Below are 14,476 nucleotides of genomic sequence, written 5' to 3'. Positions count from 1 at the left end.
GCTCATTGCAGGGCGTCGCGATAGACGGCGGCGGTGCGGGCGGCGATCACCGGCCAGTCGAAGCGGGTGCGCACCAGCGACCGGCAGGCGTCGGCGTCGGGCAGGCGGCGGACGCCGGTCAGCGCCTCCGCCAGTCCGGTGCCGATGGCGCGCGCGTCGGTCCCCGCCAGCACGAGATCGCCGTCCAGCCCCTCCACCACCTCCGGCAGTCCGCCGACTGGGGTGACCAGAACCGGCGTGGCGGAGGCCAGCGATTCCAGCGCGGTGATGCCGAAACCCTCCAGAGCCTGCGACGGCATCACGCACAGGTCGGCGGCGCGGTAGGCCAGCGGCAGCTGCGCGTCGGGGACGAAACCCAGAAGCCGCACATGCTCCTCCAGCCCCAGGGCGCCGATGCGGTCCTGCAGCGCTGCCGCCTCCTGCCCACGGCCGGCGACGACCAGCAGCGCGTCGGGCACCCGCCGGCGCAGTTCCACCATGGAGTCCACCAGGGCGGTCAGCCCCATCCGCTTGACCAGACGGCGGACCGTAAGGATCACGGGACGCCCCTGCGGCCAGCCCAGCCGCGCCCGCGCCTGCTGCCGGCTGTCGGGAAGGTCGTAGCGGTCGGCCTCGACCCCGCCCGGCACCCGGTGGATGCGGTCGGGCGGCACGCCGTAGCGCTCGGCCAGGATGGTGCCGAAGGAGCGGGACAGCACGACGAAGCGGGTGGCGCGGTGATAGACCAGCCGCTCCACCAGGAACTTCAGCCGCACTGACAGGGCGCCGGCCCCCTCAGCTGCGCTTTCCAATGCCCAGGGGCCATGGAAATGGACGACCAGAGGCCGGTTGCGCAGGGCGGGCAGCGCCCCCACCGTGTTCAGTGCGAAATGGGAGGCGACGAGGTCGGGCGCCTGCCGGCGCAGCGCCGCGGCGATGGCGGTGCGGGCTGCCGCCACGCGGCGCGGCAGCGAGGCGGTCGGCGGGGCGAAGCTGTCGATGCGGGCGCCGTTGTCCAGCGTGGCGGAGGTGTTGCCGAGCACCAGCCCGGAAAAGGCGATGCCCTGCTGCGGCAGATGGCGGGCGAGGTGGTAGAACATGTTCTCCGCCCCGCCATGGGTTTCGGGGAACCAGCCCAGCCCGAGCTGGAGCACGCTGGCCTCCCGCATCTCCGCGGGGAAGGTCAGGCTTCCGTCCATCGATTGTCCTCCTGGGGCTTGTCCTCCTGGCCGTGCTCCGTAGGGAGCGCGGCCGGTTGCGGGGCGGGCTGGAGGCTGGCGAGCCCGTAATTCTTCGCGGCCATGCCCATGCCCAGGAAGAACCAGAAGCCGACCCCCGTGACCTTCACCAGCGTGTGTTCGAACACCATGCAGCCGAGGATCGTCAGGGCGGCGGTCTCGGCACAGCGGGCGAAGGGATCGGGCGGGGCTCCGCCGCGGCGCAGAAGGCCGACCATCAGCGTGACGATGCCCGCGACGTAGCCCAGCGTGCCGGGCCAGCCCAGCTCGTAGGGGACGCGCAGGATGCCGCTGTCGAAATAGGCCATGGCGCCCAGATGGCCGTCCTCGTTGGTCAGCTTGGTCGCGGTGTCGACGGTGCCGAGGCCGGCGCCGCGCACCTCCGTCAGCGCCTGGATCAGGAAGCGGCCGTAGAACTCCTGCCGCTCCTGATAGCTGCGGTCGTTCTCCATCGAGTTCAGCGTGTCGAACCGCTTGACGATGGACTGGTTGACCATCGGCACGCTGAGCAGCGGCAGGGAGCACAGCACCAGACCGCAGCCGACCGCGACCAGCCGCAGCCGGTGCCGCCCGGGCATGGTCAGCAGAAGCCAGACGAAGACGAACAGCCCCGCCAACCAAGCGGCGCGGACGAGGCTGAGCAGAAGCGATCCCAGCGCCAGGGCGCCGGCGATCGGCACCAGGATGCCGCGCGCCGCCGGCAGCACGGCAAGCCCGGTCACCAGCAGGAAAGCCAGCGGGCCGGAGCTGTTCAGCGTGCTGAACACCCGCACCTGCATCGGCAGCGGTTGGCCCTGGTTGGTCATGCCGACATTGATCAGCCAGCGCGCATCCCAAGGCGGCATGACGAAATACTGGATCAGCCCGTATCCGCCGACCAGCGCCATTCCCAGCACGAAGGCGCGCAGCACCGCGTCGCGGATCTGCGGATAGATCGGCCAGTGCAGGGCGACATAGAGGCCGAGCGTCACCGGCACCAGCCAGTTCAGCAGCGCGAAGGTCGCCGCCGCCATCCCGGCTTGGCTGATGCCGTTGACGTAGGCGTAGAACAGCCCGATCATCACCGGCACGAAGCCGAAATAGGCGCGGTAGCGCAGCATCGGCAGATACTGCGCGATCACCAGGCAGGTCATGGCGCCGACGGCGAAGGGCGTCACCATCACCGGGCTGATGACGCTCCATCCCGCCTGGTAATCGACCAGCCGGCGCACCTCCGGCGTCAGGAACCACAGCCACCAGGTGAAGGCCGCGAAGCGGGCCGGGTCGCGCGTCACCAGCAGGGCGCCGGTGGCGAGCGCGCCGACCGGAAAGATGATCTCCAGCAGGCCGGCCTTGCCCATCAGCACCGGCATCGCCACCACGAACCAGAAGAGGGCGGGGGCCATCTTGGCGACGGACGGCAGGCCATCCCCACCCTGGTGGTGGCCCGGCCGGGTCTGGTTGATTCCCGCGGCGGCGCCGGCAGTGGCAAAGGTCATGCCGGCGACTCCCGCCAGTCGCGCATTCCGGCCAGCCGGCCGCGCAGGGTGGCGCGCAGCTTCGCCCCGGCATGCCGGTCGCCGCGCAGGGCGAGCCGAGCCCCTTGCACCGCTCCGGGAAACTCGCAGGTGCCGATCAGGAAGGCCCAGGCGGCGAAGGCCATGCGGTTGGCCGGGTTGAAATGGGCCATCAGGGCGATGGTGTCGTTGTAGGTCGCGTTCTCCTGCGCCAGCGGGTGGAAATGGTCGGATCCGCGCTGGTCGATGTCGAAGCGGACGGCCGGGAAATGGTCGACCGCCACCAGCGGGTCGTAAACCAGCCGCCAGCCGCGCCGCGACAGCCGCAGGCAGAAATCCACCTCGTTACGGACCTGGGCGCCGCTGCCGCGCAGCCGGGTGTTCAGCCGTTCGTCGGCGATGGCGGCACGGCGGAAGCTCCAGTTGGCGCCCTTCAGGACATCGACGTCCTGCGCCGGGCCGACGCCCAGATGGTGGTTTCCGATGACCCGGCCGAACCATTGCAGCCGGCCGACGACCTGCCTTTCGCCGGTTTCCGGCACGCCGTCGTGATAGACATGGTCGCGCCCGCCGACGCCGCCGATCCTGGGGTCGGTGCGGTACCACGCCTCGATGCGCTCCACCCAATCGGGATGGGGCACCGCATCGTCGTCGGTGATGGCGACGATGTCGGCGCGGGCATGGTCCATGCCGCGGTTGATGGCCGCCACCTGTCCCGGCACTTCGATCTCGACGACCTGCATCGGCAGCGCGCCCTCGTAGCGGCGGGCCACTTCGGCGGAAGCGGGGTCGGTGTCGCGCACGGTGACGATCACCTGGGCGGGCGCCAGCGTCTGCCGGACCAGCCCGTCGAGGCAGCCGGCCAGCTGGTCCGGCCGGCGGTAGGTCGGAACGATCACGGTGACGCCGAGGCGCTCCGTCGTGTCGGGATCGATGGGGACCAGCGGAATTGGTCGGGAAATGGCCGTGGGGCTCATGGTCTCGCTCATGCCGGGGCCAGCTCCCGCCCGCGGGCGCTGTGGGCGGCCGGGCGGGCCGGAGCCAGCGACGGTTCCTCGCCGTTCATCCAGCTGTCGATGGTTTCGCGCAGCCGCGTCTTGAACACGGCCCGGTCGAAGCGGGCGGCATAGGCCTGGATGACGGCCGGGTTGAAGCGGCGTTCCTGTGCCTCGAACCGCTCGACCGCCTCGATCAGCGCTTCGGGCGTCTGCTGGTCGAAGAACAGGCCGGACAGGCCGTCCTTCACCGTTTCGGTGGCGCCGCCGCGGTTCAGGGCGATCACCGGCCGGCCGGCAGCCATCGCCTCCACCGGCACGATGCCGAAATCCTCGTTGGCGGTGAAGACCAGGGCGCGGCAGGCGGCATATTGCCGGTCCAGCTCCTCGGCGGTGCAGTGGCCGAGCAGTTCCACCGTCGGCCCGGCCATCTGCTTCAGCCGACGGAACTCCTCGCCCTCGCCGATGACGACCAGCTTGCGGCCCATGCGGTTGAAGGCCTCGATCGCCACGTCGGCGCGCTTGTATGACACCAGCTGGCTGACGAACAGGTAATGGTCGCCGGGCGGCTCGGCGGTCGCGAAGCGGCGGGTTTCCACCGGCGGGTTGATGACGGTGGAATCGCGGCGATAGACCCGCCAGATGCGCTGGGCCACCGTTTCCGAATTGGCGATGAAGCGGTCGACCCGCGCGGCGGTCGCCAGATCCCATTGCCGCAGCCGGTGGATGGCGTAGGGCATCAGCGGCCGGATGACCGGGCCGGCCGACGACAGATAGTCGTGATAGCCGCTCCACACATAGCGCATCGGCGTGTGGCAGTAGCAGACATGCAGCGCGTCGGGCCGCGTCAGCACGCCTTTGGCCGGGCCGGATTCGCTGCTGATGACGAGGTCGTAGGCGCTGAGGTCGAGCTGCTCCAGCGCCAGCGGCATCAGCGGCAGGTATTTCTGGTACATCCGGTGGGCCATCGGCAGCCGGTCGATGAAGGTGGTGGCGACCCGGTGGCTGCGGATGACGGGAGAGATGCGCTCCGGCCGGTAGACGTGGGTGAAGACGTCGGCCTCCGGGTACAGCTCGCACAGGGCTTCGATAACCTTCTCACCCCCGCGCATCCCGACGAGCCAGTAATGGACGATCGCGACTTTCATGGTGGGTTCTCCGGCAAGGAGCAGGCCTTCGCGAAAGGCTGGGAATCGCCCGCTCAGGCGATGCGGCGCAGGCGGTAGGAGCGGCCGCTGGGCGGGCGGGCGCCATATTCGAGGTTCGCGTGTTCGCGGGCGTTGACCATCGACAGCACCGCCCCGCTGACCCGCCCGCCGACCTGCCGCACCTGCTTGATGCCGGCCCCGGCGAGGCTGGAGGCGGTGCGCGCCCAGCGCACGACATAGAGGATGCGGTCGGCCAGCGGCGCCAGGATCAGCGCATCGGACACCGACAGCACCGGCGGCGTGTCGAGCACGATCACGTCATAGCGTTCGGACAGCTCCACCAGCAGCGACAGCATCGCCTGGGAACCGAGGAGGGTCTGCGGCCGGTCCACCGGCCGGCCGGCGGCGATCACCGCCACCCGGCGGCGCTCGTCCAGATGCACCACCTGATCCAGCGTGGCGTCGCCGTCCAGCAGGTCGGTCAGGCCCTTGGGCGGCCGGCCGTTGCCCAGCAGGCGGTGAACGTTGGGCCGGCGGGTGTCGCAATCGACCACCACCACGCGGCGGCCGGCTTCGGCCAGGAAGGCGGACAGCGCCACCGCCATCGTCGTCTTGCCCTCGCCCGCGACGGAAGAGGTCAGCATGATGACCTCGCCGCCCTTGGCCGTTGCCGTCTCGGCACCGGTGCGGACCAGCCGCAGCCGGGCGCAGAGCCGCCAGACCGCTTCGGCGAAGTCGCCGCCGCCGGTCTCCGCATAGGGGTCGCGGGCGGCCTCGCCGCTGCGTCCCCGCTTGGCCCGGCCCAGCAGCGGCACGATGCCGACCGCCGGCAGGCCCAGCAGAGCCTCCACCTGATGGGAGCTGTAGACTCCGCGCTGGCCCATGGTGCGCACCAGCGCGATGCCGGTGGCGATGGCGCCGCAGACGACCGCGGCCAGCCCGGCCAGCACAGTCTTGCCCGGCCCGACCGGACCCGTCGGCACCGAGGCGGACGATACGACGCGCACGTCCGGCGTCATTTCCAGCGCCTGGAGCACCTGCGTCTCCTTCAGGCGGGTGACGGCGCGGCGGTAATTGTCGTCGGACGCGTCGGCCTGCCGTTGCAGCTCGCGCAGACGGACGTCGGCCTGGAGGGTGTCGAAGGATTCGGTGCGCAGCCCCTCCAGTCTCCGGCTGAGGTCCTGGATCTTGGCGACCTGCTGTTCCACTTCGCCGCGCAGGCCGCGGACCACGCGGTCGACTTCGGTGGCGAGCGATGCGTTCAGGTCGCGCAGTTCGGCGGCCGGACGGGTCAGCGCCGGGTGGCGGTCGCCATATTGGGCGCGCAATTCGGCCAATTGGGCGCTGAGCGCCGCCTGGCGCTGGCGCAGGCCGGTGATCAGCGGATCGCCGCCGATGTCGGCGCCGGTCAGCGATTCCGGGTTGCCGGGACGAACGGCCTGCAACTGGCGCAGCCGGGCCTGGGCGTTGGCGTGGGCGGTCCGCGCCTCCGCCAACTGGGCGTTGAGCGCCGACATCTCCTCGTTCACCAGCGGGGCGTCGCGGCCCTTCACCATGCCGGTTTCAGACCGCATCGCGTCGATCGCGGCGCGGCCGGTGGCGGTCATGTCCTGGCGCAGCTCGTCCAGCCGGCTCTGCAGCCATTCGCTGGCGCGCTGGGTGGCATTGCGCTTCGCCTCCACCTGGATGGCGATATAGGCGTCGGCCACCGCATTGGCGGCGCGGGCGGCCAGCTGCGGATCCTTGGCCTCCACCGTGATGCGGATCGCGCGCGACTGCACGCCGGGGCTGACCCGCAGGTTCTTCTGGAAGGCGTCGATCAGGCGGGCGCTTTCCACCTCGGCCGCGTCGCCGGTGGGGGCGGCGGGGCGGGGCGGCGGCGTCAGCATGGCGGACAGCGGCTCCGGCAGGGCGCCGGCCACGTCGATCAGCAGGTCGCGGCCGTCCTCCAGAAGCGGGGTGAGCGGGCCAGGCTTGGCAGCGGTCGCCGCGTATTCCGGTTCCTGCCCCAGGTTCAGCGCCTCCACCACCCGGCGGGCGAGATCGCGGGACCGCAGGATCTCGACCTCGGTGTTGACGGTGTCCTGATAGATGCCCATCGGCTCCGACACCGAGGGGATGTTGATGACCCGGTTCGGGTGCGGGTCGATCACCACCACGGTGGAGGCGCTGTAGAGCGGCGTCATGGAGTTGATCAGAAGCACCGCCGGCAGCCACAGGACCGCGGTGATGCCCAGGATCAGCCATTTCTGGCGCCAGAGGGTCTGAGCCAGCCGCTTGACGTCGACCTTGTCGGCGCCCGAACCGACCGGCGGTGCGACCAGACCGGAGGCGAAACCGGCCGCGCCGGATGGCAGGCGGTGTTCCGGTGCTTCCATGGGCTGAACTCCTCTATCTCGAACGACTGTGCGCGGGAAAGTCCGATGGGTGGAACGGGCGGCGGCTCAGCCGACTTCGGCCGGATCCTTTGCGGTTTTGGAGCCGGCAGCGTTGGTTGCTGCGATGTCGCGTGCGGCCCCGGACGTGCCGGACGGCTGGTTCGGCGGCGGAACCTGTCCGGGATGTGCGGCGGCCCGCTCTCCCGTCTTTTCCTCCGTCTCCGCCTCCGCCAGGATGCGGGCGTAGCGGGCGACGGTGTTGGGCGTGACGTTGACCAGCTTGCCGGTCCCGCCGCCACCGGCAACGAGCTGTGCGACCTGAAACAGCGCGCGGCCCTTCTCCAGAACCTCGCCGGGCAGCATCCACAGGATGGAATCGATGTTGGACGCCAGCCATCCCGGCTTGCCGCCGCGGGTCAGCCGGCGTTCGGCCGAGCGGACCTGGGCGGTGTTGCGGATGGTGTAGAAGGGCGACCAGCCGTCCCAGTCGCCGGCGGTGAAGGGCAGGGCGACGAAGTCGCCGTCCACCAGGGCCGGCGCGGCGCTGCCGAAGCCGGCCTTGGTCCACATGTAGTCGAAGCCGGCGGAGTGCACGGCGGCGGCGATGTCGGGCCGGACCGGGCCGGGACGGGCGTCGTCATAGGGTCGCCACGCCTCGTAGAAGCGGTCGAGCCGGTAGCGGCGCAGCGCGTTGCCGATCATCCGCCGGGCATCCATCGCCGGGGCGGCGGTCCGGGGAGCGGTGGGCGCGCTGCGCGGCGCCGCGACTCCGGGCTCGGCGCTCTCGGCGCTTGCGGCCGGCGTTTCCGACGGGCGCGGGCGGGGGGAGATACGCAGGACCGGGCGGCCCTCCTCCCAATGCAGGCGCGGCGTGCTGCCGGGCACCAGGGGGGAGTCGACCAGCGGCCACCAGCCCCGCGGCATCAGGCCGGGCGGCAGCATGGTCGCCACCTCCGCCCGCGCGTCGGCCAGCAGGCGGGCCAGCTCGTCCGCCTGCATCTCGCCTTCGGCGCAGACGCCGCGGCCGGTGCTGCCCAGCAGAAGCTCCACCCGGCCCAGCACGCCGCCGCGCTCCTCCGGCACCGCCAGCAAAGCGAGGTCGGCGGGGCTGGACTGGGTCAGGCTGTCGACCGTGACCACCAGGCCGCAGCGCAGGCCGGTCGCCGCCACCAGATCGAGGATGCGCGGGATGCAGTGCAGCTCGCGGATCATGCCCGACCACAGAACCAGCGTGGTCAGGACCCGCCCCTCCTCCGCCCAGCGGCGCAGCGTGGCGTCGTCAGGCTCGTAATCGGTGAAGGGCTGCGGCGGCTCCTGGATGCGCAGCGGCACCGCGGCGGCGCTGGCGAAGGGCGGGTCGGGATCGACGATCTGCAGCCCGCGGCCGAGCCGGCCCAGCGCGAAGAAGTCGTGGTCGTCGAACTGCCGGCCATAGACCGGGTCGGCCCCGGCGCGGATCAGGTCGGCGGCGCGGTCGATCACGTCGGTCTGCGGCCGGCCGTAGAGCGGCAGCAGGCGCTTGGCCGCCGCCAGCGGCAGCTGTGCCGCGATCAGGTCCGGGTCGCCCAGCAGGGTGCCGCGTCCCCACTCCGCAAGGCGGTGGGCGAGGCCGGCGCTGAAGCTGGCATAGCTTTCGCCGGCGACTTTGCCCTCCACGGCGTCGAGGCCGCCGGGGAAATGGCGGGCGCGCACCGGGTCGACGCAGAAGCCGACGAAGCGCCTTGCACCCAAGGCTTCCAGCCGCTCGCGCAGTCCCGCGTCGGCGCTGGCGTCGATGCCCAGGCGTGGTTCGGCCAGCAGGCGCGGGTAGAGGAAGGGGGCGGCGACGATGCCGAGCGGGGTCTGCGGCGCCATGTCCAGCACCGCGACCTCCTCCGGCAACGGCTGCTCCAGCAGACGGAAGGCCGTCTCGTAGATGGCGGCCGGGTCGGTGCCGCGCAGGGCGCACTCGCCGCAGGATTCCACCACCGGCCACAGCGGCGAAGCTGGATCGCCCAGCGCCACGACACGGTAACTGGTGGTCAGCCACAGCGCGTGGTCGAGGTGCCGGCCGCCGGCCATCAGGCTGCCGGTGCCGGTCGCCTCGGTGCGGTTGCCGTCTTCCCAGCCGCCGAAATGGCGGCCGCTGCGGCGCCCGTCATAATAGAGGTCGAAGGCCCAGCCGGCGCGTTCCGCCGCGGCGGCCAGCACCGGCGCGATGGCGACGCGGTGCGGGTCGCCGCCATGGGCGAGGAAGAGGAGCAGGGACGGTTTCGTCACGATGCGCGCCCCTCCGGACCCTTGCCCAGGGTGCTGCCCGCCTGATTGCCGCGCTGGCACCACCACAGATGCCATTTCGCCACCCCCGGCGGTCCGAAGTGATCGGTCTTCTGCAGGGTCAGGCCGGTCGCGGCGATGGCCTTGCGCATCTCCGGCGCCCAGTGGTGGCGGACCAGCGCCTTCCATTCCGGCAGGACGCCGTGGCAGCGCATGGTCGCCAGCAGCCGGTCGGGCCGCCAGCGGTAGTAGCGGGGATAGGCGATCACCCAGAGAGGGTTGGCGTTGGTGGTGTCGCAGGCGATCCGCCCGCCGGGCTTGACCACCCGTTGCAGCTCGCGCACGCCGGCCTCGAGATCCGGCAGGTGGCAGAGTAGATCCATGGCGATGACGAGGTCGAAGCTGTCGTCCGGGAAGGGCAGCTTGCGGGCGTCGGCCTGCTGCACCGCCAGGGCGGGGAACCGCTCCTTCGCCTCGGCCAGCATCTCGTGCGAGATGTCGACCAGGGTCACGTCGTGGCGTTCGGCGAAGGGACCGGTGATGCGGCCATAGCCGCCGCCGACATCGAGGATGCGCATCCGCGGCGCCCGCTCCAACTCCGCCGCCACCGCGCGCCGCTTCTCGTCATAGATGCGGTAGAAGGGGGTGGTCGGATGGTCGGGGCGGAAATGGCGGCGGTAGCCGTTGTTGTAGATGCCGGAGCTTGCGGCCTGCGTGCGCTCGGCCTTGGCATGCTCCAGCAGGCTGGCGACCTGCGCGGCCACCGTGTCGACGTCGAAGGCCTTGGCGCGCTCCAGCCCGGCATCGGACGCCGCCTTCAATCCGGCGGGGTCGGCCAGCCGGGCGATCAGCATGTCGCGCAGCGGTTCCGCTTCGCCCGGCGGGACCAGCCAGCCGGAGCGGCCGTTCTCGACGATCTCGGGAAAGCCGCCGCAGTCGCTGGCCACCACCGGCACGCCCAGCGCCATCGCCTCCACCACCACGAAGCCGAAGCTTTCCCACAGCGACGGCACGACGGCCAGTTCCGCCCGCGCCACCACGGCCAGCGCGTCCTCGCGCGGCAGGGCGCCGGTGAAGTGAACGCGGTCGGCGACCGGGGCCACGTCGCGGCGGAACTGGTCGATGACGGCGGCGCTCGCCGGGTCCTCGCCGCCGACCATCACCAGATGCAGGTCGGGGTTGGCGGCCAGCACGGCGGGGATGGCGCGGCCGAGGGCGGCGATGCCCTTGCGCCCTTCCAGGCGGCCGAAGAAGGCAATGAAGCGCTGGGGCAGGGGAATGGGCGGTTGGCCGGCCCCGGCGGCCTTGACCGCGGCGAGGTCGATGCTGTTGGGGATGACCTGGATCAGCTCCGGCGCGATGTGCCAGTAGTCGGCGACCCGGCGGGCGATGGCGCGGGTGGAGGCGTAGATCGCGGCGCTGCGCTTGGTCTGGTCGCGCTCCAGCGCGTTCAGCAGGTGGGTGTGCGGACCCCAGCTGCCGGTGTTGGTGTCCACCACCAGACCGGTCGGGGTGGCGAGCCGCGTCACCACCGGGATGGTGCTGAAGCGGGTGAGCCACCAGGCGTCGGCATCGAACTCCGCCGCATGGACCACATCGGGGCGGAAGGAGCGGACGGCGTCGGCCAGACGGCGGTTGGTGCGGAAGCGGTCAAGCATCGGCTGGATGCGCGGGCCGGGATCGACGCGCTGGACCGTCACCCCGTCCTCGATCGCGGTGCCGGCCGCAGGACCGCCGGCCTTCCACGGAGTCACCACCTGCACCGCATGGCCCAGCCGGGTCAGCGCGCGCGCCATCGTGTGGGTGTGGGTGGCGATACCGCCGAGCTTTTCGCCGGGCGGATATTCGGGCGTCAAGAGCGACAGTCGCATTGTGGGTTTCCTCAAATTCCGGGTTCAGGCTTTTCGCCGGGTTATTTGCCGGCCGGGCTATTTGCCGGTAGGCCCGGCCGCGGTGGCGGCGGCCGGCGGCGGCTTGTTGAGCAGGTGGCGCGGTAGCGAGGCGAGCAGCGCCGGGTCCGGCAGGAAGGCCCGCCAGGGCAGCCCGGTCGCCCGCCGGTAGAGCGCCGCCGCGGCGACGAACACCAGCGCATAGGCGATGGTGGACACGACCGCCGCCGCCAGGATCCCGCCGCTGCGCAGGAACAGCAGCAGGCCGCCCACCGTGACCACCATGCCCAGCAGGTTGGCGAGGGTGGCGGTGAAGGGCCGGTTCTCGGCATAGAGGCCGTTCAGCAGGATCGACGCCGCGGCATAGAGCACCGCGCCCGGCAGAAGCAGCCGCAGCGGCAGGGCGCTGTCGGCGAAGGAGGGGCCGTAGACCAGGCCGATGGCGATGTCGGCTAACAGGAACAGCCCGCCCCCCAGCACCCCGCCGACGGCGAAGGTCGCCTGCAGGCTGTTCAGCACCAGATCGCGTCCCGACCGGCCGCGCCGGGTGGCCGCCGGCATCACCACGGTGGCGAGCGCGCTCGACAGGTTGACGATCAGCCAGGACAGGCTGGTCGCCAGCGCATAGAGCCCGACCTGCGCCGCCGGCAGGAAGGCCGGGATGATCAGCAGGTCCAGCCGCTGGGTGATGACGCCCCCCACCACATCGCCGTGGGTGCGCATCGCATACCAGGCGGTGCTGCGGCCGAGCGAGAGGTCGAGCCGGCCGATGCCGTGGCGCCGCAGCAGAAGCAGCAATGCCGCGACCAGCACCAGCGTGCTCATCGCCGCCTGGGCGATCACCGCGGTCTCGACCGTGAACAGGCCAACGGCCCACAGCACGGCATAGGAGACGGCCACCCCCGCCGGCTGGAGGAAGTTCAGCGCGTTGAAGCTGCGGAAATCCTGATCGCCGAGGACCAGCCCCATCGCCAGTTCCGACAGAAGCGCCAGCGCGATCATCGGAAGATAGAGGCGGGCCAACTCCAGCGTCTCCGGCGGCTGGGCCGCCAGAAGGGTCGGCAGAAGCAGGTGGCCCGCCAGCACCGCCGCCGTGGCGACCGGCAACAGCATCAGCGTCCAGGTGGTCAGCAGCCGCCCGCCGGCCGACGGGTCGCGGGACAGGGCATAGGTCACCGCCTTGCCGCAGCCCATGCCGAACAGCCAGCCCAGCAGCTGCGCCGTGGTGAGCACCGCGGTGAGCGCCCCCCGGCCGTCCGGCCCCAGCGTGCGGGCGACCAGGACGCCTGTCAGCAGGCCCAGCCCCATGGTGGCGGCGGTGACGAGAATGGTGGCGACGCCGTCCCGCGCAAAGCTGCGCCGGGCCGGTGCTGCCGCCGCAGACTGACCGGTGGAACCATTTTGCATTACGCTCTCACCCCCGTTGGTGTCCCCTGAAGCGTCGGTCCCGCGTCATCCCGGCGGCGTCGCGGCTCTTGTCCGGGATTCGGCGCCGGCCCCTCCCCTGAGGCTGCGGCGATGGGCATGTGCGGTGGATGGTTCATCCCTTTCGGTGGCCCGGATGTTCAGTCCCAGCATGTTCAGTCAAGGAACCGGTCACACCGGGTCCCGCGCGAAGATTGCTGGCGTTGCCAACAAAAATTCCGCTGATCTCGATTATTTTCTCGTGAAGAAACAAACTCTCTCCGACAGCGTTATTCAGTCTTGAGCGGGTTTGTTCTTTCGCATTTGCACACCGAACGGTAGTGGGAGACCGCGGCGATGGTCAACGCCGCTTTCGGAACTGTTCTTCCAACACACTGCAAGGGTATTTTTTATTGGGCGTTCGTTGGAGATTTGCCGGAGTCCCGACGTATCTTTCGGATCTCGATTATCGGCGACACCAATTTCAAAGCGGCGGGATTACCCCGGACATGCGCCGGCTGCGCACGGCCGGTGAAGCAAGCGCTCCACCGCGCTCCGCCCCCAGGGTTGGGAGGGCGGTGAAATGGAACCTTCGATCCATGTCCGAAGTGCCGATGGGCAATAACGAGCGGACGCTCAGTCCGCGTCGGTCAGCCGGGGGTTCAACACGGGAGCCATCCTGGCGGCGGTGGAGCCGCGCACGATGCAGGTGCCGCCAAGAACGAGGCGGCGGCTGGGGCGGTCCGGCGCCTTCAGCCGCTCGAACAGCAGGGCCATGGCGGACCGGCCGATGTCCTGCACCGGCTGTTCGATCACGGTCAGGCCGGGTCCGACCAGTTCGGTCCAGGGCTCGTTGTCGAAGCCGGCCACCGCCAGCCCGTCCGGGATCGACAGGCCGAGACGCCGGGCGGCTTTCACCACGCCCATCAGGAACAGGCTGTTGCTGACGATGAAGGCCTCCGGCCGGTCGGGTTCGGCCATCCACTCCACCACCGCTTCCTCCGCCGCGTCCGCATAAGGCGCGAGGAAGCGGGCGGCGGGCGTCAGGCCGCGGGCGGCCATGGCGGCGCGATAGCCGTCATGACGCTCCTGCCCAGTGGTGCTGGTGTTGCCGAACAGGCCGGCGATGCGGCGGTAGCCCTGGGCATGCAGATGCTCGACCAGCATCGCCGCGGCGCGCGGATTGTCGAGCACCACAGCGTCGTGCCGCCCGGTCGGCGCATTGCGGTCGATCAGCACGACGGGGAAATCCAGGTCCAGCCCGTCCAGCCGGTCCAACGTGCTGCGGGTGGGGGCGAAGATCAGGCCGGTGATCCGCTCCTCCTGCATCAGGCGGAGATACAACTCCTCCCGCTCCGGATTCTCGTCGCTGTTGCACAGGATGACGCGCATGCCGGCCCGGTAGGCCGCATCCTCCACCGCGCGGCTGACGGCGGTGAAGAAGGGGTTGCGGATGTCCGACACCACCAGCCCGATGGTCTGCGAATGCTGGGAGCGCAGCCGCCGCGCCGACAGGTTGGGGCGGTAGCCGGTGGCGCGCACCGCGTCTTCCACCCGCTTGCGCAGCGCCTCGCTGACCGGGCCGTTGCCGAGCACGCGCGACACGGTGGCGACCGATACCCCGGCGGCCAGGGCCACATCCTTGATGCCGGCGGTTTTTCCCGAGACGCTCATGTCCAGACCGATCGTGTGG

Annotated in this window: 9 protein-coding genes; all 9 read right to left on the bottom strand. The window is 70.9% G+C overall.

The genetic code is table 11. The features are described from left to right. Positions 1-2: 2 nt before the first annotated feature. The 9 genes from FZ983_RS25450 to FZ983_RS25405 all read right to left on the bottom strand — a co-directional run bounded on the left by FZ983_RS25450 (position 3) and on the right by FZ983_RS25405 (position 14,457). Positions 3-1,178 carry a glycosyltransferase family 4 protein gene (locus FZ983_RS25450; RefSeq protein ID WP_247883972.1) on the bottom strand — a complete coding sequence of 392 codons (1,176 nt, stop codon included), beginning with the start codon at positions 1,176-1,178 and terminating at the stop codon, positions 3-5. Next, positions 1,163-2,695, bottom strand: a complete 1,533-nt coding sequence (locus FZ983_RS25445) for an O-antigen ligase family protein (protein ID WP_149226671.1) — start codon at positions 2,693-2,695, stop codon at positions 1,163-1,165. Before FZ983_RS25445 ends, FZ983_RS25450 begins: the two co-directional genes overlap by 16 nt. After that, a complete protein-coding gene (locus FZ983_RS25440) occupies positions 2,692-3,702 on the bottom strand; it encodes a glycosyltransferase family 2 protein (protein ID WP_149226669.1) in 1,011 nt (336 codons plus the stop codon). Before FZ983_RS25440 ends, FZ983_RS25445 begins: the two co-directional genes overlap by 4 nt. Next, the gene (locus FZ983_RS25435) at positions 3,699-4,856 is read right to left on the bottom strand and encodes a glycosyltransferase (protein ID WP_149226667.1); all 1,158 of its coding nucleotides are present in this window, start codon (positions 4,854-4,856) and stop codon (positions 3,699-3,701) included. The genes FZ983_RS25440 and FZ983_RS25435 overlap by 4 nt, the downstream gene beginning before the upstream one ends. 53 nt (positions 4,857-4,909) lie before the next feature. Beyond that, positions 4,910-7,234 carry a Wzz/FepE/Etk N-terminal domain-containing protein gene (locus FZ983_RS25430; RefSeq protein WP_149226665.1) on the bottom strand — a complete coding sequence of 775 codons (2,325 nt, stop codon included), beginning with the start codon at positions 7,232-7,234 and terminating at the stop codon, positions 4,910-4,912. A 66-nt stretch (positions 7,235-7,300) separates the two neighbouring features. Further along, positions 7,301-9,493 carry a hypothetical protein gene (locus tag FZ983_RS25425; protein ID WP_149226663.1) on the bottom strand — a complete coding sequence of 731 codons (2,193 nt, stop codon included), beginning with the start codon at positions 9,491-9,493 and terminating at the stop codon, positions 7,301-7,303. Then, on the bottom strand, positions 9,490-11,361 hold the full coding sequence (locus tag FZ983_RS25420) for a glycosyltransferase (RefSeq protein ID WP_149226661.1): 1,872 nt from the start codon (positions 11,359-11,361) through the stop codon (positions 9,490-9,492). Before FZ983_RS25420 ends, FZ983_RS25425 begins: the two co-directional genes overlap by 4 nt. A gap of 57 nt (positions 11,362-11,418) precedes the next feature. Continuing rightward, on the bottom strand, positions 11,419-12,786 hold the full coding sequence (locus tag FZ983_RS25415) for an oligosaccharide flippase family protein (RefSeq protein WP_149226659.1): 1,368 nt from the start codon (positions 12,784-12,786) through the stop codon (positions 11,419-11,421). 633 nt (positions 12,787-13,419) lie between these two features. Next, complete coding sequence (locus FZ983_RS25405) at positions 13,420-14,457, bottom strand: LacI family DNA-binding transcriptional regulator (protein WP_149226655.1); 1,038 nt, start codon at positions 14,455-14,457, stop codon at positions 13,420-13,422. Between the last annotated feature and the right edge of the window lie 19 nt (positions 14,458-14,476).

Origin of the sequence: Azospirillum sp. B21, assembly GCF_008364825.1 — a bacterium.
In the GTDB taxonomy this organism is placed as follows: Bacteria; Pseudomonadota; Alphaproteobacteria; order Azospirillales; family Azospirillaceae; genus Azospirillum.
The sequence above is the reverse complement of the archived record's forward strand: the minus strand, read 5'-3'. Positions and strand labels throughout refer to the sequence as shown.

What these genes read in the sequence shown, in the direction of transcription:
- FZ983_RS25405 (WP_149226655.1), bottom strand. Translation starts at nt 14,457, where the DNA reads ATGAGCGTCTCGGGAAAAACCGCCGGCATCAAGGATGTGGCCCTGGCC.
- FZ983_RS25435 (WP_149226667.1), bottom strand. Translation starts at nt 4,856, where the DNA reads ATGAAAGTCGCGATCGTCCATTACTGGCTCGTCGGGATGCGCGGGGGT.
- FZ983_RS25440 (WP_149226669.1), bottom strand. Translation starts at nt 3,702, where the DNA reads ATGAGCGAGACCATGAGCCCCACGGCCATTTCCCGACCAATTCCGCTG.
- FZ983_RS25430 (WP_149226665.1), bottom strand. Translation starts at nt 7,234, where the DNA reads ATGGAAGCACCGGAACACCGCCTGCCATCCGGCGCGGCCGGTTTCGCC.
- FZ983_RS25415 (WP_149226659.1), bottom strand. Translation starts at nt 12,786, where the DNA reads ATGCAAAATGGTTCCACCGGTCAGTCTGCGGCGGCAGCACCGGCCCGG.
- FZ983_RS25420 (WP_149226661.1), bottom strand. Translation starts at nt 11,361, where the DNA reads ATGCGACTGTCGCTCTTGACGCCCGAATATCCGCCCGGCGAAAAGCTC.
- FZ983_RS25445 (WP_149226671.1), bottom strand. Translation starts at nt 2,695, where the DNA reads ATGACCTTTGCCACTGCCGGCGCCGCCGCGGGAATCAACCAGACCCGG.
- FZ983_RS25450 (WP_247883972.1), bottom strand. Translation starts at nt 1,178, where the DNA reads ATGGACGGAAGCCTGACCTTCCCCGCGGAGATGCGGGAGGCCAGCGTG.